The sequence below is a fragment of the Streptomyces sp. NPDC093252 genome (genome assembly GCF_040683675.1).
Classification (GTDB): Bacteria; Actinomycetota; Actinomycetes; order Streptomycetales; family Streptomycetaceae; genus Streptomyces.
In genome coordinates, this window is the sequence record NZ_JBFBEM010000010.1 from 1 (window position 1) to 18483 (window position 18483).

Genomic DNA, 18483 nt, shown 5'->3' on the forward strand with positions numbered 1-18483 from the left:
TTCAACCACCCGCCCCCCCCCCACATCAACCCCCCCCCCCACCCCCTCTTCCCCTCCCCGCCGCTCTTCCTTTCTGGCGCCCCTGGTCGCGGGGGTTTGCGGATGGGGTCGGCCATTCGGCCGACCCCTTCCGCTCGCTATCGCGTCGCTCTCGCTGGTCCCGCTGGTCCCGGGCGGATCAGTCCTTGATCTCGCAGATCGTCGCGCCCGACGTCAGCGAGTTGCCGACCTCCGCCGACAGGCCCTTGATGGTGCCCGACTTGTGGGCGTTCAGCGGCTGCTCCATCTTCATCGCCTCCAGGACGACGACCAGGTCGCCCTCCTTGACCTCCTGGCCCTCCTCGACGGCCACCTTGACGATGGTGCCCTGCATCGGGGAGGCGAGGGTGTCGCCGGAGACGGCGGGGCCGGACTTGCGCGCCGCCCGCCGCTTCGGCTTGGCGCCCGCCGCCAGCCCCGTCCGGGCCAGGGACATGCCCAGGGACGCCGGCAGGGAGACCTCCAGGCGCTTGCCGCCGACCTCGACGACCACCGTCTCGCGGCTGGTGTCCTCGTCGGTGTCGGTGTCGGCCGCGGCGGTGAAAGGCGGGATGTCGTTGACGAAACCGGTCTCGATCCAGCGGGTGTGGACCGTGAACGGCTCGGCCGAGCCGGTCAGCTCAGGCGCGAACGCCGGGTCGGTGACCACCTTGCGGTGGAACGGGATGGCCGTGGCCATGCCCTCGACCTGGAACTCGGCCAGCGCGCGGGCGGCCCGCTGGAGGGCCTGCTCCCGGGTGGCGCCGGTGACGATCAGCTTGGCCAGCAGGGAGTCCCAGGCCGGGCCGATCACCGACCCCGACTCGACGCCCGCGTCCAGGCGGACGCCGGGGCCGGTGGGCGCGTCGAACCGGGTGACCGTGCCGGGCGCGGGCAGGAAGCCCCGGCCGGGGTCCTCGCCGTTGATCCGGAACTCGAAGGAGTGGCCGCGCAGCTCCGGGTCGCCGTAGCCGAGGGCCTCGCCGTCGGCGATCCGGAACATCTCGCGCACCAGGTCGATGCCCGCGACCTCCTCGGTGACCGGGTGCTCGACCTGGAGGCGGGTGTTGACCTCCAGGAAGGAGATCGTGCCGTCGTTGCCGACCAGGAACTCCACCGTCCCGGCGCCGACGTACCCGGCCTCCTTCAGGATCGCCTTCGACGCCGCGTACAACTGCTCGACCTGGGCGTCCGACAGGAACGGGGCCGGGGCCTCCTCCACCAGCTTCTGGTGGCGCCGCTGGAGCGAGCAGTCCCGGGTGGAGACGACCACGACATTGCCGTGGGTGTCCGCCAGGCACTGGGTCTCGACATGCCGGGGCCGGTCGAGATAGCGCTCGACGAAGCACTCGCCCCGCCCGAACGCCGCGACCGCCTCGCGCACCGCCGAGTCGTACAGCTCCGGGACCTCCTCCAGCGTCCGGGCGACCTTCAGTCCGCGTCCGCCGCCGCCGAAGGCGGCCTTGATGGCGATCGGCAGCCCGTGCTCCTCGGCGAAGGCGACGACCTCGTCCGCGCCGGACACCGGGTCCGGCGTACCGGCGACCAGGGGGGCGCCGGCCCGCTGGGCGATGTGGCGGGCGGCGACCTTGTCGCCGAGGTCGCGGATCGCGTGCGGGGGCGGGCCGATCCAGGTCAGTCCGGCGTCCAGCACGGCCTGGGCGAACTCGGCGTTCTCCGAGAGGAAGCCGTAGCCCGGGTGGATGGCGTCGGCGCCGGATTCGCGGGCGGCGCCCAGCACCTTCTCGATGTCGAGATAGCTGGTGGCGGGGGTGTCACCACCCAGGGCGAATGCCTCATCGGCGGCGCGGACATGGAGCGCGTCCCGGTCCGGATCCGCGTAGACGGCCACGCTCGCGATCCCCGCGTCCCGGCAGGCTCGGGCCACACGGACAGCGATTTCGCCACGGTTGGCGATGAGCACCTTGCGCACGATTGAGGCTCCCTCCTTGAAACAAGCCGAGTTTAGGGACAGCCGACACGGCACTTCGACCCGTCCCCAATGGTGAGCTTGCCCACACGGAGCGTGATACGAGGCTCGCTCCACCCGCGAAAGCCCTTGTCGCACCGTGGTACGCAGGGACCCTCCGTAAAACCCTAGCCCTCCTCTGTGGTCAAGGTCTCTGTCATCACGTGCTGCGGGCCACTGGGTTTCTTTGTGGAGTCCCTACTAATGGCCCAATGATTCTTTGCGGTCCGCAGAACGTCCGCCGAACGCGCGCCGAACGCCCACGGCACCCTCGCCCGAGGTCTACCGGTCAGTAGCCCTGGTGCCGTCCCGTGGATGCCCGTGGATGCCCGTGGTGGCCGACCGTCAGGACCTGTCGCCGACCGGGCCGGACCCGCAGCGTAGGGCGTGGTCCTCGAAGACCGGCGGAGCCGCCTCCGGGGGCCCCGGGCGCCGCGCGGCCGGGTCAGCTCTCCGGCGGCGCCCACAACTCCGTGATCCCGACGCCCAGTTGCGCCAGCAGGCGGCGGACCAGGGGCAGGCTGAGGCCGATCACATTGCCGTGGTCGCCGTCGATGCCCTCGATGAACGGCGCCGACCGGCCGTCCAGGGTGAACGCCCCGGCCACGTGCAGCGGCTCCCCGGAGGCCACGTACGCGGCGATCTCGGCGTCCGTGGGCGCACCGAAGCGGACCACCGTGGAGGCGGTGCCGGAGGCGTGGCGGCCGGTGGCGGTGTCGTAGACGCAGTGGCCGGTCTGGAGGGTCCCGGCGCGGCCCCGCATGGCCTGCCAGCGGGCCGTGGCCTCCTCGGCGTCGGCGGGCTTGCCGAGCGCCTGCCCGTCCAGGTCGAGCACCGAGTCGCAGCCGATCACCAGCGCGTCCTTCGCCTCCGGGCGGGCGGCCACCACGGACGCCTTGGCCTCGGCGAGGGCGAGGGCCAGTTCGGCGGGGGTGGGGGCGGTGACGGCGTCCTCGTCGACCCCGCTGACGATCACCTGCGGCGCGAAGCCGGCCTGCCGGAGCAGTTGGAGCCGGGCGGGGGACTGGGAGGCGAGGATCAGCCTGCGGGGGGCGGCGGCCGTGTGATCGGTCATGCGGTCACAGTACGTGCCGGGGCGTTCCGCGCGGTCCCGGGCGGTCATGGGCGGTCCCGGGCGCCTCGGGAGGGTCCCGGGTGGTCCTGGGCGGTCCCGGCTTCAGGCGAGGCCGATCACCAGCATGGCCAGGACCATGGCCAGCGCCATGAGGACGCTGAGGCGCCGGAGCATCTCCTGGGTCTCGCGGAGCTCCTTGGGGGGTTTGTTCTCGGGGTCGGACCAGAGCATGCCACCAGCGTGGGGGTTGGGTGGGGTGGGGGGCCTGAGTACGCGTACTCAAGTTGGTGCCCCCCGTTCGCTGCGCGGGAACGCCCCTCCCGGGGTGGCAGTCAGCTCGGCCAGTAGGTGCGGGGCCATGCCGTCGGGCCGGGGTGGGGGACCCGGCCCCTGGCGATGCGGGACGGGTCGGACCAGGAGTCGCGGGGGGCCGGGGTGTCCGGGGGCGGGTCGGTGGCCGCCGCTCGGGCGCGGACCACCGCCAGGGCCGCCGCGAGTTCCTCGGGGGTCGGGTTGCCCCTTATGACCTTGATCGACATCATGCGAGGCTCCTGGGGCTCCTAGAGGGGGATGTTGCCGTGCTTCTTCGGAGGCAGGGATTCCCGTTTCGTACGGAGCTGACGCAGACCGCGCACGACATGGCCGCGGGTGTCGGACGGCATGATCACCGCGTCGATGTAACCGCGCTCGGCGGCGATGTACGGGTTGAGGAGGGTGTCCTCGTACTCCCGCATCAGCCGGGCGCGGGCCTCCTCCGGGTCCCCGGACTCGGCGATGGTGCGGCGGTGCAGGATGTTGACCGCGCCCTGGGCGCCCATCACCGCGATCTGGGCGGTGGGCCAGGCGAGGTTCAGATCGGCGCCGAGGTGCTTGGAGCCCATGACGTCGTAGGCGCCGCCGAACGCCTTGCGGGTGATGACGGTGATCAGCGGGACGGTCGCCTCGGCGTAGGCGTAGATCAGCTTGGCGCCGCGGCGGATGATGCCGTCGTGCTCCTGGTCGACGCCGGGCAGGAAGCCGGGGACGTCGACGAAGGTCAGGACGGGGACGTTGAAGGCGTCGCAGGTGCGGACGAAGCGGGCCGCCTTCTCGCTGGCCGCGATGTCCAGACAGCCCGCGAACTGCATCGGCTGGTTGGCGACGATCCCCACCGGACGCCCCTCGACCCGGCCGAAGCCGGTGAGGATGTTCGGCGCGAACAGCGACTGCGTCTCGAAGAACTCGGCGTCGTCCAGGACGTGCTCGATCACCGTGTGCATGTCGTACGGCTGATTGGCGCTGTCCGGGACGACGGTGTCCAGCTCGGCGTCCTCGTCCGTGCGGGCGAGATCCGCCTCCTCCGGGAACGCGGGCGGCTCGGAGAGGTTGTTGGACGGCAGATACGACAGCAACTGCTTGACGTACTCGATGGCGTCCTTCTCGTCGCCCGCCATGTGGTGGGCGACCCCGGAGACCGAGTTGTGGGTGCGGGCGCCGCCCAGCTCCTCGAAGCCGACGTCCTCGCCGGTCACCGTCTTGATGACGTCCGGGCCGGTGATGAACATGTGCGAGGTCTGATCGACCATCACCGTGAAGTCGGTGATCGCCGGGGAGTACACCGCGCCGCCCGCGCAGGGGCCGACGACCAGGCTGATCTGCGGGATCACCCCGGAGGCATGGGTGTTGCGGCGGAAGATCTCGCCGTACGCGCCGAGCGAGGCCACGCCCTCCTGGATACGGGCGCCCCCGGAGTCGTTGATGCCGATCACCGGGCAGCCGGTCTTCAGCGCGAAGTCCATCACCTTGACGATCTTCTGGCCGTAGACCTCGCCGAGCGCCCCGCCGAAGACCGTGAAGTCCTGGGAGAACACGGCCACCGGACGCCCGTCGACCGTGCCGTAGCCGGTCACCACACCGTCCCCGTAGGGGCGGTTGTGCTCCAGGCCGAAATTGGTCGAGCGGTGCCGGGCGAACTCGTCCAGTTCGACGAAGGACCCCTCGTCCAGCAGCAGCCCGATCCGCTCACGGGCCGTCAGTTTTCCCTTGGCGTGCTGCTTCTCGACCGCGCGTTCCGAACCGGCGTGCGTCGCCTCCTGGACGCGGCGCTGGAGATCCGCGAGCTTCCCCGTGGTGGTGTGCGTGTCGATCACTTCCGGCTCGGACATCGGGATGCGGCTCCCTGCCTGCTCAAAAGGGGGGACTGTTACTCATCCGTAGAGTAGTGCTGGCCCCTGCGTTCGGCAGTGCGGCGTTTCCCACACCCGGCGTGCCTTGCGGATCACAGCGGGTACCGGCCGCCCGCCGCTATGCGCCGCGCCCGTCCTAGGGTGGCCGGTATGACGCCGCGAGACAACGCCGGGCCGGACGGCCCCGCCGGGCGCTGGTCCGATCTGGACCGGCCGCCCCTGAACGCCACCGCCCTGCGCCGGGCCCTGCTGCGCGAGGACGGGCTCTGGCGCGCGGTGGACGTGGTGCAGCGCACCGGGTCCACCAACTCCGACCTGGTCGACCGAGCCCGGCGCGGGGAGGCCGCGGACGGCACCGTACTGATCGCCGAGGAGCAGACCGCGGCCCGCGGGCGGCTGGACCGGCGGTGGACCGCGCCGCCCCGCTCGGGCCTGTTCCTGTCGGTGCTGCTGGAGCCCGCCGGTGTCCCGGTCGCCCGCTGGGGCTGGCTGCCGCTGCTGACCGGGGTGGCCGTGGCGACCGCCCTGTCCCGCACGGCCGGCGTCGACACGGCACTCAAGTGGCCCAACGACCTCCTGGTCACCGTCGGCGGCGTGGAGCGCAAGGCGGGCGGCATCCTCCTGGAGCGCGCCGGGGACGGCGCGGTCGTCATCGGCGCCGGGATCAACGTCACCCTGCGCGAGGACGAGCTGCCGGTGCCCACCGCCGCCTCCCTGGCGCTGGCCGGAGCCGTCACCACCGACCGGGACCCGCTGGTCAGAGCGGTCCTGCGGTCGCTGGAGGACTGGTACCGGCGCTGGCTGGCGGCCGACGGCGACCCGCTGGCCAGCGGCCTCCAGGAGACCTACGCGGCCGGGTGCGCCACCCTCGGCCGGACCGTCCGCGCCGAACTCCCCGGCGACCGGTCGATCACCGGGGAGGCGGTCGCGATCGACGGCGACGGACGGCTGGTGATCGCCACCGGGGAGGGCGTGCAGGAGCCGGTGGGGGCGGGGGATGTCGTCCATCTGCGGCCCTTGTGAGATGAATGGCCTGTGAACCTGTGAACCCGGTGAACCTGTGAATCTGTGAGAGGAATGGATGGTGAGAGGCCGCCGTGGGTCGGTCGCTCCGGGTTCGCCGCAGTGGATTCGGCGCAGGCGCACTGGATTCGTCGAGTGGATGCGCCGCTGTGGATTCACTCCGGGGGCGCCGAGTGGCCGAAACATGGTGTGAACGGGCACTTTTCCGTGCCGGTCCGGACAGAAGGGGTGACACCGGTGCCCGCCGCGGCGCCGGAGGCGGCACGATGGCGTCACCTCTCCCAACGGAGTGACCTGGCCCACAGCTACCGTAAAGTTGTGGCCGGTCGATCCTGACCGCGGCAGATCGGAAGGGCAGCAGGCGTGACCGTCGACGACACGGGCTCCGGCATGGGTCGTAACCCAGCGCCCGACGGCACCGACCCCGGGGGCGATCCGCTGGCGCTCCGGCTGGAGCAGCTCATCCTGGGCGCCGAGCGGCGCTACACCCCCTTCCAGGCGGCCCGCAGCGCCGGGGTCTCCATGGAACTGGCCTCGCGCTTCTGGCGGGCCATGGGCTTCGCCGACATCGGGCAGGCCAGGGCGCTCACCGAGGCCGATGTCCTCGCCCTGCGGCGGCTCGCCGGTCTGGTGGAGGCGGGGCTGCTCAGCGAGGCGATGGCGGTGCAGGTGGCGCGCTCCACCGGCCAGACCAGCGCCCGGCTGGCCGAATGGCAGATCGATTCCTTCCTGGAGGGCCTGACCGAGCCCCCCGAGCCCGGCATGACCCGCACCGAGGTCACCTACCCCCTGATGGAACTGCTCCTGCCCGAGCTGGAGGAGTTCCTCGTCTACGTCTGGCGGCGCCAGCTCGCCGCGGCCACCGGACGGGTGGTGCAGGCCGCCGACGACCAGGAGATGGTCGACCGGCGGCTCGCGGTCGGCTTCGCCGACCTGGTCGGCTTCACCCGCCTCACCCGCCGCCTGGAGGAGGAGGAACTCGGCGAGCTGGTGGAGGCGTTCGAGACCACCGCCGCCGACCTGGTGGCCGCGCACGGCGGCCGGCTCATCAAGACCCTCGGCGACGAGGTCCTCTACGCGGCCGACGACTCCGGGGTGGCCGCCGAGATCGCCCTGCGCCTGATCGAGACCATGTCCGGCGACGAGACCATGCCGGAACTGCGCGTCGGCATCGCCTTCGGCACGGTGACCACCCGGATGGGCGATGTCTTCGGCACCACCGTCAACCTGGCCTCCCGGCTGACCTCGATAGCGCCCCGGGACGCCGTCCTGGTCGACTCCGCGTTCGCCGAGGAACTCATCCGCGCGGGCGAGGCCCCCGCCTCCGAGTCCGAGGCCGCCGAACGGGCCGCCGCCGCGGAGAAGGAGGGCGAGGAGCCGCCCTCGTACCGCTTCGCCCTCCAGCCGATGTGGCAGCGCCCGGTGCGCGGCCTCGGCGTGGTGGAACCGTGGCTGCTGACGCGCCGGGACAGCGGGGTCTAAGGGTCCTCAGCCGCCGAGCAGGCCGCCCAGGCAGAGGTTCAGCAGCGGGACGCAGAGGCCGGGGTCGGTGTTCTGGTCGTCGTCCGGTTTCTCTTCTGTCGGGGGCTGCTGCGGCGCGGGCGGGGCGCTGGTGGGGGGTGGGGCCGGACGGGACGGCTGGTGGGGGGTGGGTGGTGTGGGCGCCTCGGGTGTGGCAGGGGTGCCGGTCTTCCGGGGCGTGGCGGACGGTTCTCGCGCGGGGCCCGTGGTGACCGTGCCGGAGGTGGGCGTGGGCTGCGGGGACGGTGCCGAGGAACCGGAGACCGACGGGCCGGTACCGGCCTCCCGGGGTTCTTGCCGGGTCTCCGGGCGGGTCTCTGGCCGGGCCGCCCTCGCGCTCCCGGGCGGCCCCGCCTGAGCCACCCGCAGCCCCCCACCCCCGCTCCCGTCGTCCCCGTCCCCGGTGGGTACGAGGCTCAGCGCGCCGATCGCGAGGGCCAGCCCGGCGACGGCGACGAGGAGGCCGCGCGGGCGGGGGCGCCGGTGCCGTCCGCCCGGCGACAGGGACCGGAAGCGCGGGGCGGCGCGCGTCCCCGTGGGTGTGTCCGCCCGCTCGTCGGGCATGGCTGTCGTATCCGTCATGGGTCCCCTCCCCGGTGTGGCGGTGCGCACGCTATGGGCTCGTCCGGGTGACGGGGCGCGGGTCCGGCGGGATGTCACCCGAACGGGGTGCCGGGCGTTGCCGGGCGGGGCGGACGGGTCTTTCCCCGGCCGGGTCCGGCTGCGATGATCGGGGCGTTGGAGTTAACCGGCGTTAACGGAGGGTGTCATGGGCGGCGAGGAGCGGTTCGGGGAGTTCGTGGCGGTGCGGCGGCACGACGACGGGCATGTGGCGGAACTGGTGCTCGACCGGCCCCGGGCGATGAACGCGATGTCCCACGACCTGGCGCTGTCCCTCGCGGCGGCCTGCGCGGCGCTGGGGGCGGACCGGGACGTACGGGCGGTGGTGCTGACCTCGACGCACGAACGGGCGTTCTGCGTCGGGGCGGACCTCAAGGAGCGCAACGGGCTCAGCGACGCCGAGCTGGTGCGGCGGCGGCCGGTGTCGCGCGGGGCGTACAACGCGGTACTGGAGCTGCCGATGCCGGCGGTGGCGGCGGTGCACGGGTTCGCGCTGGGCGGCGGTTTCGAACTGGCGTTGTCCTGCGATGTGATCGTGGCCGACGGGACGGCGGTGGTGGGGCTGCCGGAGGTGTCGGTGGGGGTGATTCCGGGGGGCGGCGGTACGCAGTTGCTGCCCCGGCGGGTGGGGGCGGCGCGGGCGGCGGAGCTGATCTTCACGGCGCGGCGGGTGGAGGCGGTGGAGGCGCGGGCGCTGGGGCTGGTGGATGTGCTGGTGGAGGAGGGGCGGGACCGGGAGGAGGCGCTGGCGCTGGCGTCCCGGATCGCCGCGAACTCGCCCGTGGGGCTGCGGGCGGCGAAGCGGGCGCTGCGGGTGGGGCACGGGCTGGACCTCCGGTCCGGGCTGGAGGTGGAGGACGCGGCGTGGCACACGGTGGCGGTGTCGGGGGACCGGGCGGAGGGGGTGGCCGCGTTCGCGGAGAAACGCCGACCGGTGTGGCCGGGGGAGTAGGGGCTGCGGAGGGGGGTGTCACTCACCGCGTTGGCGGGTGCCGCCGCGCCCACCCTCCCCCACGCTCGGCTCCGCTCGCGCGGGGGACCCCCATCGCCCCAGCGGCACGACTGCCCGCGGCTGGGCGGAAAAGCAGGCGCCAGGACAGCGCCCTGCTTCTAGGGGCGCGGGGAACTGCGCGACCAGCCCCCACCCACCCGCACCCGGCGACGCACACCACTCACCCCCACTCACCCGCACCCGGCCCCGCACAGTAAGGACCCCCACCTCGCGCTCCCATAAATCATCCCTAACCTGAATAAATGGCAGAGGACATCCGGCTGGCCGGCGTCGTCGCCCTGGCGCAGGCCATGGCCGCCGCCGGCACCCCGAACGACGCGTACCGCGCCGCCGCCACCCGCGCCCGCCACACCCTGCGCGGCAGCTTCGCCGCCCTGTCCATGTGGGAGCGCGAACTCGGCCGGCTCCGTGTCCTGGTCAACGTCGGGGACGACCTCGCGCCGGACGAGGAGGAGTTCCCGGAGCACGAGGCGTACCCCGTGCACCAGTTCCCGGAGATCACCGAGTTCCTGCACGAACGCTGGGCCGGCGGAGGCGCCCCGCACGCCTGGGTGGAGACCGCCGACGGCCCCGCCACCGGCCGCCCCGGCTACCTCCACCAGCGCGTCGCCGCCCTGCGCCGCCGGGGCCGCGGCTCCTGTGTCGTGGCCCCTCTCGTCCTGCACGGCCGGGCCTGGGGCGAGCTGTATGTGGCCCGCCCGGTCGGCGCGCCGGTGTTCGACCGGGCGGACGCCGAGTTCGCCACCGTGCTCGCCTCCGTCGTGGCCGCCGGGATCGCGCAGACCGAGCGGCTGGAGGAGGCCCGCAGGCTGGCGTTCACCGACGCGCTCACCGGTCTCGCCAACCGCCGCTGTGTCGACCTGGCGCTCGACGAGGCCGTCGAGCGCCACCGCCGGGACGCCACCGTCGTCAGCCTCGTCGTCTGCGACCTCAATGGGCTCAAGCGGGTCAATGACACCCAGGGGCACGCGGTGGGCGACCGGCTGCTGGAGCGGTTCGGGTCGGTGCTGTCGCTGTGCGGCGCGATGCTCCCCGGGGCCCTCGCCGCCCGGCTCGGCGGGGACGAGTTCTGTCTGCTGGCGGTCGGCCCCCCGGCCGACGACGTGGTGGGGGTCGCGCGGGAGCTGTGCCGCCGGGCCGCCGGACTCGACCTGGGCGAGGGGGTCGCCTGCGGGGTGGCGTCGACGCAGGACGCGATCGGCCCGGTCCGCTCCGCCCGCCGGCTGTTCCGGCTCGCGGACGCCGCCCAGTACCGGGCCAAGGCGGAACGCGCCGCGCAGCCGGTCGTCGCCGGGCGCGAGGGCCCCGACGACCCCGTCGTCCGCCTCGCCGACGAGCCCGCCCCGGCCGCCCGGCCCGGCGCCGAACGCCGTCGCTTCCGGGGCCGTGAACGGGACGGCGGTGATGACCGGTAAGGGGTGAACCCGGTCCCCACTGATGACATCGCCGCATTCACTGCGTACGCTCCTGAATATGGATATGCACACTGTGGTGGTGGGGACGTCGGGTACGACCGCGTCCGACGTACTCGCCGTGGCGCGCGGCGGCGCCCGGGTGGCGCTCTCCGACGAGGCGGTCGCCGCCCTCGCCGCGGCCCGCTCCATCGTGGACGCGCTCGCCGCCAAGCCCGACCCGGTCTACGGCGTCTCCACCGGCTTCGGCGCGCTCGCCACCCGGCACATCGGCCCCGACCTGCGCGCCCGCCTCCAGCGCAACATCGTCCGCTCGCACGCCGCCGGGATGGGCCCGCGGGTGGAGCGGGAGGTCGTCCGGGCGCTGATGTTCCTGCGGCTCAAGACCGTCTGCTCGGGGCGTACCGGCGTCCGTCCCGAGGTCGCGCGGACCATGGCCGATCTCCTCAACGCCCGGATCACCCCGGTCGTCCACGAGTACGGCTCCCTCGGCTGCTCCGGCGATCTTGCCCCGCTGTCCCACTGCGCCCTGACCCTGATGGGGGAGGGCGAGGCGGAGGGACCGGACGGTGCCGTCCGCCCGGCCGCCGAGCTGCTCGCCGCGCACGGCATCGCCCCCGTCGAACTGCGCGAGAAGGAGGGCCTCGCCCTGCTCAACGGCACCGACGGCATGCTCGGCATGCTGCTGATGGCCCTCGCCGACCTCGACACCCTCTACACCTCCGCCGACATCACCGCCGCCCTCTCCCTGGAGGCGCTGCTCGGCACGGACAAGGTCCTCGCGCCCGAACTGCACACCATCCGCCCCCACCCCGGCCAGGGCGCCAGCGCCGCCAACATGCTGGCCGTCCTGAAGGGTTCGGGGCTGACGGGCCATCACCAGGAGGACGCCCCCCGGGTCCAGGACGCCTACTCGGTGCGCTGCGCCCCCCAGGTCGCCGGAGCGGGCCGCGACACCCTCGCCCACGCCCGGCTGGTCGCCGACCGCGAACTCGCCGCCGCCGTCGACAATCCGGTCGTACTCGCCGACGGGCGGGTGGAGTCCAACGGGAACTTCCACGGGGCCCCGGTCGGCTATGTCCTGGACTTCCTCGCCATCGCCGTCGCCGATCTCGCCTCCATCGCCGAGCGCCGCACCGACCGGCTGCTCGACAAGAACCGCAGCCACGGGCTGCCGCCGTTCCTCGCCGACGACCCCGGGGTGGACTCCGGGCTGATGATCGCCCAGTACACCCAGGCCGCCCTGGTCAGCGAGCTGAAGCGGCTGGCGGTGCCCGCCTCCGCCGACTCCATCCCGTCCTCCGCGATGCAGGAGGACCATGTCTCCATGGGCTGGTCGGCCGCCCGCAAACTGCGCACCGCCGTCGGCAACCTCACCCGGGTGCTCGCGGTCGAGCTGTACGCCGCCACCCGCGCCGTCGAACTGCGCACGGGCCTCACCCCGGCCCCGGCCACCCGCGCGATCATCGACGCCGTGCGCGCGGCGGGGGTCCGGGGCGCCGGTCCGGACCGCTTCCTGGCCCCCGATCTCGCCGCCGCCGACGCCTTCGTCCGGGACGGCGGCCTGGTCGCCGCGGCCCAGAAGGTCACCGGCCCGCTGCACTGACCGAACGGAAAGGGCCCTCCCGTCACAGAGGGCCCTGCGCCGCGCACGGACGGTACAGAATCGTTACTTCAGCTTGGCGAGCTGGGCCTCGGCGACCGCCGCCGGGACCTCGGTCGCGCCGCCCTGACCGCTGAGGGCCGCGATGTTCACGGTGAAGAACGTGGCGACGGTGCCGCCCTTGCGCACGACCTCCGCCTGGACCGTGACGGACTCGCCCTCCACGTCGATGTCCTCGTTGAAGACCACCGACTCGTCACCCCGGCCGGAGCCCTCGGCGGCGGTGACCTTGGTGACCTTCGTTTCCTCACCGGCGGCCGTGGTGACGAAGCCGTCCCCGCACTCCGCGACCGCGTCGGAGACGGCCTTCATGGCCTGCTCGGCGCCGTCACCGTCGTAGGACGACAGGCCCACGATGGTCATGTCGACGTCGAAGGCGGCCGTCAGCGCGTCCTCGGCCTCGCCGAGGGACTCCTCGGTCAGCTCGGTGGAGGTGGGCTCCGGCTGCTCGGCCTCCTCGATCACGACATTGGCCGCGCCCGCGTCCGTGTCGCCGGGCGGGACGGCGGAGGTGACCCACGCCAGCGGCTCGCACGCCGCCTTGTCGACCTCGACCTCCGACTTGGGGACGAGTTCGTTCTCCGCGGCGGACTCGACCGTGTGGCCCTCCAGGTCCGCCGTGGTCAGCAGCAGCTTCTCCAGCTCCGCCGTGCTCAGCGCCTTCGCCGCCGCGCCCGAGTCCTGCGACCCCTCCGCGTCCGTCGACGCGCCGTCCCCCGATTCCCCGCACCCCGTGATGAGGGCCAACGACAACGCGCTCACGGCGACCGTGGCGCTCCATCGCGCCCTCGATGATCTCTTCATGAGCGGACTATGAAGAACGGGTCAAACAATCGTCAAATCTGAGGGGAGTACAGACGATCCCGCCGTACCGAATACACCACGAACCCGGCGCCCACCGTCAGGAAGAGGGTGCCGCCGACGACATACGGGGTGCTGTCGAAACTGCCGGTACTGGCCAGTTCCGCGCCCCCGCCGAGGCCGGCGGGGTCCGCGGCGGAGGGGTCGTCGGTGGTGATCGTGGCGATCCTGGCCTGGGTGGTGGGGGTGGTCGCGGGCGCGGGGGCGTCGTCCGTCGCATTGGCGGAGGGGACGAACCACAGGGCCCCCAGCAGGGCCCCCGCGGCGGCGGCGGTCAGCAACGGACGGCGGGCGGATGACACGGAATATCGATCCCCTTGTGACGCTGGCGAATTGGCCGTGTGGGGCGATGTTAGTGAAAGGCGCGGGTCACGGGAAAGTCACGGGAGCGGCTGGCCGTACGCTCCGACCATGAGCACACCAGAGACATCACGTTTTGTACGGCTTCGGGTGGACCTCGTGCTGGAGGTCGAGGACCAGGCCGCGGTGACCGGTGCCGCCCTGGCCAGGGTCGCGGGCGACGCGGAGCTGCCGGCGGCGGAGCGGTCGCACGCCGAGGCCGCTGTGAGCGAGGACACAGCGGAGGCGCTGGCGTATCTCGTCGACCCGTTCGACCTGGTCGGCGAGGTCCCCGGGGTCGAGCTGCACCAGGCGTCCTGGAGCAGCGAGCGGATCGCCTACGACCCGGACGCCCCGGACTGGGAGGCCGAGGAGGACGCGGACGGCGACGACGGCTACGACGGCTACGACGGCGACGCGGAGTACACGGCGGACGACGAGGAATACGAGTCGTACGACGCCGACGCCGACGCCGACACCGACGGCGCGCACGGGAACGGCGGCAGCGGGGTGACCCCCCTCCGGGCGGCGACCCGCTAGGAGTGCGCCGCACCGGGGCAAAGTCCCGGTAAAACTCTGTGGGTTTCAGGGCCCCGGACGGGAACCGCCGTCCGGGGTTTTCCCGTCTCACCGGGCGCACGGACCGATGTGCGCCACCCGGTTCGCCCGGACGTGGTGCGCCCCACACAGCCCAGGCATGGGGAACGGGATGAACCGGTCGTAGCGTTGAAGGTCTGGACGGGGACTCTCGGGGTACTGCGTGGTACCGGGGAATCGGCAGTGATGGAGAAGCGTGTGATGACGAACAGCAAGCGGCGCAGGGGCCTGACGGTCGCGTCCGCTCTGCTCGGCGGTGTGCTGGTGCTCTCTGCGTGTTCCGGTGACGGGGGCGACAGCGCCTCCTCCGGTGAGGGAGGCGGCGACAGCAGCTCACAGGCCAAGGTCGACGAGGCGGCGGCGCAGAAGACCTCCGAGGCCCAGATCAAGATCACACCCGAGGACGGCTCGGCCAACGCCTCCATCAACAATTCCGCCGCGGTCACGGTCAGTAAGGGCACCCTGACCGAGGTGACCATGACGACCACCGAGGGGACGGCGGTCGCGGGCGAGATATCCGCCGACAAGAAGAGCTGGAAGCCCACCGGCCAACTGGAGCGCTCCACCTCCTACAAGGTCCAGGTCACCGCCCAGGACGGCGAGGGCCGCGCGGCCCACGAGAACGCCTCGTTCACCACGGTCTCCCCGGACAACAGCTTCATCGGCACCTTCACCCCGGAGGACGGGTCCACGGTCGGGGTGGGCATGCCGGTCTCGATCACCTTCGACAAGGCGATCACCAACAAGGCCGAGGTCCAGCAGGGGGTCACGGTCACCAGCAGCAGCGGCCAGGAGGTCGTCTGCCACTGGTTCAACGCCAACCGCATGGACTGCCGCCCCGACGACTACTGGCAGGAGGACTCCACCGTCACGCTGAAGCTGGCGCTCGACGGGGTCGAGGGTGCCGACGGGGTCTTCGGCGTCCAGCAGAAGACGGTCTCCTTCACCATCGGCCGCAACCAGGTCTCGGTCGTCGACGCCAAGACCAAGCAGATGAAGATCACGCAGGACGGCAAGACCGTCAAGACCATCCCGATCTCCGCGGGCGCCCCCGAGACCAAGACCTACGAGGGTCAGATGGTGATCTCCGAGAAGTTCAAGGAGACCCGGATGAACGGCGCGACGGTCGGCTTCACCGACGACGACGGCAAGGGCGAGTACGACATCAAGGACGTCCCGCACGCCATGCGGCTGTCGACCTCCGGCACCTTCATCCACGGCAACTACTGGGGCGCGAAGTCCATCTTCGGCAGCGTCAACACCAGTCACGGCTGTGTCGGTCTGTCGGACACCAAGGGCGCGAACGACTCCGGTACGCCCGGCGCCTGGTTCTTCGACAACTCGATCATCGGCGATGTGGTGGTCGTCCAGAACACCGGCGACAAGACCATCGCCCCGGACAACGGCCTGAACGGCTGGAACATGGACTGGACGCAGTGGAAGGCGGGATCGGCGGTCTGACGCCGCCGCCGCGTTCCGGGTCTTCCGGGTCTTCCGGTTCTTCCGCTTGCTGAGAGTGCCGCTCCCTGTGCAGGGAGCGGCACTCTGTGCGTGGGGCCTGTGCGTGGATCCCGTGGGTGGGGCCTTTGCGCGGGCTGTACGGGCTTCTCATGTTCCTCTTATCCGGGCCTTATTCCGCCATCACGGTGCCTCCCTACTTTTCGGCGCATGTTCTTCACCTATCTGAGGCGCGAGCTGCGCCGCCGCAGGAAGGCGGCCCTTGTCGTCGCCTCCGGACTGGCGCTGGGAATAGCGCTGGTCATCGTGGTCAACTCCGTGTCGTCCGGCATGGGCAAGGCCCAGGACAAGGTGCTCGAATCCCTCTACGGGCTCGGCACCGACATGACGGTCACCAAGGCCGCCGAACAGCCCACCGGCGAGGAGGGCGAACGCCCCCGCTTCCAGTTCGACGCCGGTGAGGAGGGATCCGGGGAGCAGAGCAGCGACCGGGTCCTCGTCCAGGGCTTCCAGACCCTGGCCGCCTCCACCGTCGGCGAGGTCGGCGAGCAGAACGGCGTCTCCGACGCGGTCGGCGGGCTGAGCCTCCAGGTCATGAAGGTGAACGGGGAGTTCACCCAGGGTCAGTTCCAGCCGGGCGAGGGCGGGATGCCCACCGCTCCCGGCGGGGGCGGCGGCACGGGCGGCGAGGGCCGGGTCGAGGGCGGCGGCGCCAGCTTCGACGTCAACAGCTACTCCGTCTACGGCACGGATGTCGCCCAGCAGGAGCTGGGCCCGCTGACCACCTCGAAGATCACCAGCGGCCGTACCTTCGAGTCCGGCGAGACCGACGCCAAGGTGGCCGTCGCGGACTCCGCCTACGCCCAGGAGAACGACCTCAAGGTCGGCTCGGACGTCACCATCAAGGACGTGAAGTACGAGGTCGTCGGCATCGCCACCGCCGACAGCGGCGACTCCGCCGCCGATGTCTACGTCCCGCTGAAGCAGGCGCAGACGCTCAGCGACTCCGCGGACAAGATCACCACGATCTATGTCCAGGCGAGCGACTCGCAGCAGATCGAGACCGTCAAGTCGGAGATCCAGAAGAACATCTCGGGGACGACGGTGACGACCTCCGCCGATCTCGCGGACACGGTCTCCGGGTCGCTGTCCACGGCGGCGGACCTGGCGACCAGCGTCGGCACGTGGCTGTCGGTGGCGGTGCTGCTCGCCGCGTTCCTGGTGGCCGGGCTGCTGACCTCGTCGGCGGTGTCGCGGCGGGTGCGGGAGTTCGGCACGCTGAAGGCGCTCGGCTGGAAGTCGGGGCGGGTGACCCGGCAGGTGGTCGGTGAGGCCATGGTCAACGGGCTCGTCGGCGGGGCGCTGGGGATCGCGGTCGGGCTGGCCGGGGCGTATGTGGTGACGGCGGTGTCGCCGACGCTCCAGGCGGAACTGGGCGGCGGGGAGGCCACGGGGCCGGGCGGGGGTGGCGGCCGGATGATGGCGGCGGCCGGCGGCCCGGGTGCGTCCCGCACCCTCGAAGTCGCCCTGACGGCGCCGGTGTCGGTGACGACCATCGCGCTGGCGGTGGGGCTCGCGGTGGCGGGCGGGCTGATCGCGGGCGCGTTCGGCGGCTGGCGCGCGTCCAGGCTCCGCCCGGCGGACGCGTTGCGGCGCGTGGAGTAGCGGGGCCCAGGGCGCGGCGCGCCCCGGCGCGATCCGATTGCCGCCGCGCCCACCCTCCCCCATCGCCCTGTTTTCAGGGGCGCGGGGCAACCCCCTGCTTTCAGGGGCGCGGGGAACCGCGCACGGCTGGAGCATCCGCCCCGCATTCTCACCCGGCCGCCCGGAACGCCCTGCTTCTAGGGGCGCGGGGAACTGCGCGCCAAGCCCCCACCCACCCGCACCCGGTAATAAAACCCTCACCACCCCAGGAGTCACCCACCATGTACGAACTACGCGCCGTCACCAAGACCTACAAGCGGGGCAAGCACCCCATCCACGCCCTCGCCGGTATCGACCTCACCATCGCCGACGGCGACCGCCTGGTCATCCAGGGCCCCACCGGCGGCGGCAAGTCCACCCTGCTCCAGATGCTCGGCGGCCTGGACCGCCCGTCCACGGGCGAGGTCGTCCTCGACGGCACCGACCTCGCCCGCCTCCCGGAGGCCCGCCTCACCAAGGTCCGCAGCGAGAGCATCGGGTTCGTCTTCCAGAGCTTCAACCTCATCCCCACCCTCAACGCCCAGGAGAACGTGGAGACCGCGCTCGTCCCGCTCGGCATCAAGGCCAAGGACCGCGCCGAACGCGCCGCCGAGGCACTGTCGTCGGTCGGTCTCGGTGAGCGCCTCGGGCATCTGCCCGGCGAGATGTCCGGCGGCCAGCAGCAGCGCGTCGCCATCGCCCGCGCCCTGGTCAAGCGCCCCAAGGTGCTGCTCGCCGACGAACCCACCGGCAACCTCGACGAGTCGATGCGCGACGAGATCATGGACGTACTGGAGACCATGTGGAAGGAGCACGGGCTGACCTTCATCATGGTCACCCACGACTCCGCCATCGCCCGCAAGGCCCCCCGGCTCGCCACCATCCGCAAGGGGAAGATCTCCGTCAAGGAGAACCCGAACGTCTGACCGGCGAACGAACAGTCTTCACACAGTCGCAACACGTGTGCCCCACAGGCGACTTATAGCGAAGTCGTGACAGAGACCCCTATTGAGGTGCGTGATCACCCCCCGGCATACTGCGACGTCCGGGGGGTGTACGCGCACAT

17 protein-coding genes are annotated in these 18483 nt (G+C 72.1%); 9 read left to right on the forward strand and 8 right to left on the reverse strand.

The window, feature by feature from the left end; genetic code table 11:
- Positions 1 to 178 precede the first annotated feature (178 nt).
- The 5 genes from AB0O01_RS21430 to AB0O01_RS21450 form a co-directional block, all read right to left on the reverse strand.
- Complete coding sequence (locus AB0O01_RS21430; protein WP_365315492.1) at positions 179 to 1951, reverse strand: biotin carboxylase N-terminal domain-containing protein; 1773 nt, start codon at positions 1949 to 1951, stop codon at positions 179 to 181.
- Between the two features lie 481 nt (positions 1952 to 2432).
- A complete protein-coding gene (locus tag AB0O01_RS21435) occupies positions 2433 to 3062 on the reverse strand; it encodes a nucleoside triphosphate pyrophosphatase (protein WP_365315494.1) in 630 nt (209 codons plus the stop codon).
- Positions 3063 to 3164: 102 nt separating this feature from the next.
- Positions 3165 to 3293, reverse strand: coding sequence for a hypothetical protein (locus AB0O01_RS21440; protein WP_365315496.1), 129 nt, complete (start codon positions 3291 to 3293; stop codon positions 3165 to 3167).
- 101 nt (positions 3294 to 3394) lie between these two features.
- Positions 3395 to 3601 carry an acyl-CoA carboxylase subunit epsilon gene (locus tag AB0O01_RS21445; RefSeq protein ID WP_365315953.1) on the reverse strand — a complete coding sequence of 69 codons (207 nt, stop codon included), beginning with the start codon at positions 3599 to 3601 and terminating at the stop codon, positions 3395 to 3397.
- 21 nt (positions 3602 to 3622) lie between these two features.
- The gene (locus AB0O01_RS21450) at positions 3623 to 5206 is read right to left on the reverse strand and encodes an acyl-CoA carboxylase subunit beta (protein ID WP_365315497.1); all 1584 of its coding nucleotides are present in this window, start codon (positions 5204 to 5206) and stop codon (positions 3623 to 3625) included.
- Between the two features lie 171 nt (positions 5207 to 5377).
- Between AB0O01_RS21450 and AB0O01_RS21455 the strand changes: the two genes are divergently transcribed.
- Together AB0O01_RS21455 and AB0O01_RS21460 are read left to right on the forward strand one after the other, a co-directional pair.
- The gene (locus tag AB0O01_RS21455) at positions 5378 to 6250 is read left to right on the forward strand and encodes a biotin--[acetyl-CoA-carboxylase] ligase (protein ID WP_365315498.1); all 873 of its coding nucleotides are present in this window, start codon (positions 5378 to 5380) and stop codon (positions 6248 to 6250) included.
- A 363-nt stretch (positions 6251 to 6613) separates the two neighbouring features.
- Positions 6614 to 7732, forward strand: a complete 1119-nt coding sequence (locus tag AB0O01_RS21460) for an adenylate/guanylate cyclase domain-containing protein (RefSeq protein ID WP_365315500.1) — start codon at positions 6614 to 6616, stop codon at positions 7730 to 7732.
- A gap of 6 nt (positions 7733 to 7738) precedes the next feature.
- Here AB0O01_RS21460 and AB0O01_RS21465 read toward each other — a convergent pair whose 3' ends face one another.
- Complete coding sequence (locus tag AB0O01_RS21465) at positions 7739 to 8353, reverse strand: hypothetical protein (RefSeq protein WP_365315501.1); 615 nt, start codon at positions 8351 to 8353, stop codon at positions 7739 to 7741.
- Between the two features lie 187 nt (positions 8354 to 8540).
- On the opposite strand from AB0O01_RS21465, the gene AB0O01_RS21470 reads away from it, so the two are divergent.
- From AB0O01_RS21470 to hutH, 3 genes are all read left to right on the forward strand, one after another.
- A complete protein-coding gene (locus AB0O01_RS21470) occupies positions 8541 to 9344 on the forward strand; it encodes an enoyl-CoA hydratase-related protein (protein WP_365315502.1) in 804 nt (267 codons plus the stop codon).
- Between the two features lie 302 nt (positions 9345 to 9646).
- On the forward strand, positions 9647 to 10819 hold the full coding sequence (locus AB0O01_RS21475) for a diguanylate cyclase (protein ID WP_365315504.1): 1173 nt from the start codon (positions 9647 to 9649) through the stop codon (positions 10817 to 10819).
- 64 nt (positions 10820 to 10883) lie between these two features.
- Positions 10884 to 12422 carry a histidine ammonia-lyase gene (hutH, locus tag AB0O01_RS21480; protein ID WP_365315954.1) on the forward strand — a complete coding sequence of 513 codons (1539 nt, stop codon included), beginning with the start codon at positions 10884 to 10886 and terminating at the stop codon, positions 12420 to 12422.
- A 63-nt stretch (positions 12423 to 12485) separates the two neighbouring features.
- Here the strand turns inward: hutH and AB0O01_RS21485 are convergent, their stop codons facing one another.
- The gene (locus AB0O01_RS21485; RefSeq protein ID WP_365315505.1) at positions 12486 to 13283 is read right to left on the reverse strand and encodes a hypothetical protein; all 798 of its coding nucleotides are present in this window, start codon (positions 13281 to 13283) and stop codon (positions 12486 to 12488) included.
- A gap of 32 nt (positions 13284 to 13315) precedes the next feature.
- A complete protein-coding gene (locus AB0O01_RS21490; protein WP_365315506.1) occupies positions 13316 to 13642 on the reverse strand; it encodes a hypothetical protein in 327 nt (108 codons plus the stop codon).
- A 109-nt stretch (positions 13643 to 13751) separates the two neighbouring features.
- On the opposite strand from AB0O01_RS21490, the gene AB0O01_RS21495 reads away from it, so the two are divergent.
- The 4 genes from AB0O01_RS21495 to AB0O01_RS21510 all read left to right on the forward strand — a co-directional run bounded on the left by AB0O01_RS21495 (position 13752) and on the right by AB0O01_RS21510 (position 18343).
- Entirely contained in the window at positions 13752 to 14219 is a 468-nt protein-coding gene (locus AB0O01_RS21495; protein WP_365315508.1) for a hypothetical protein, read from the forward strand.
- A gap of 243 nt (positions 14220 to 14462) precedes the next feature.
- Positions 14463 to 15737, forward strand: coding sequence for an Ig-like domain-containing protein (locus tag AB0O01_RS21500; RefSeq protein WP_365315510.1), 1275 nt, complete (start codon positions 14463 to 14465; stop codon positions 15735 to 15737).
- A 207-nt stretch (positions 15738 to 15944) separates the two neighbouring features.
- A complete protein-coding gene (locus tag AB0O01_RS21505) occupies positions 15945 to 17399 on the forward strand; it encodes an ABC transporter permease (protein WP_365315512.1) in 1455 nt (484 codons plus the stop codon).
- A gap of 260 nt (positions 17400 to 17659) precedes the next feature.
- Positions 17660 to 18343 carry an ABC transporter ATP-binding protein gene (locus AB0O01_RS21510; protein WP_365315514.1) on the forward strand — a complete coding sequence of 228 codons (684 nt, stop codon included), beginning with the start codon at positions 17660 to 17662 and terminating at the stop codon, positions 18341 to 18343.
- The last annotated feature ends 140 nt before the right edge of the window (positions 18344 to 18483 follow it).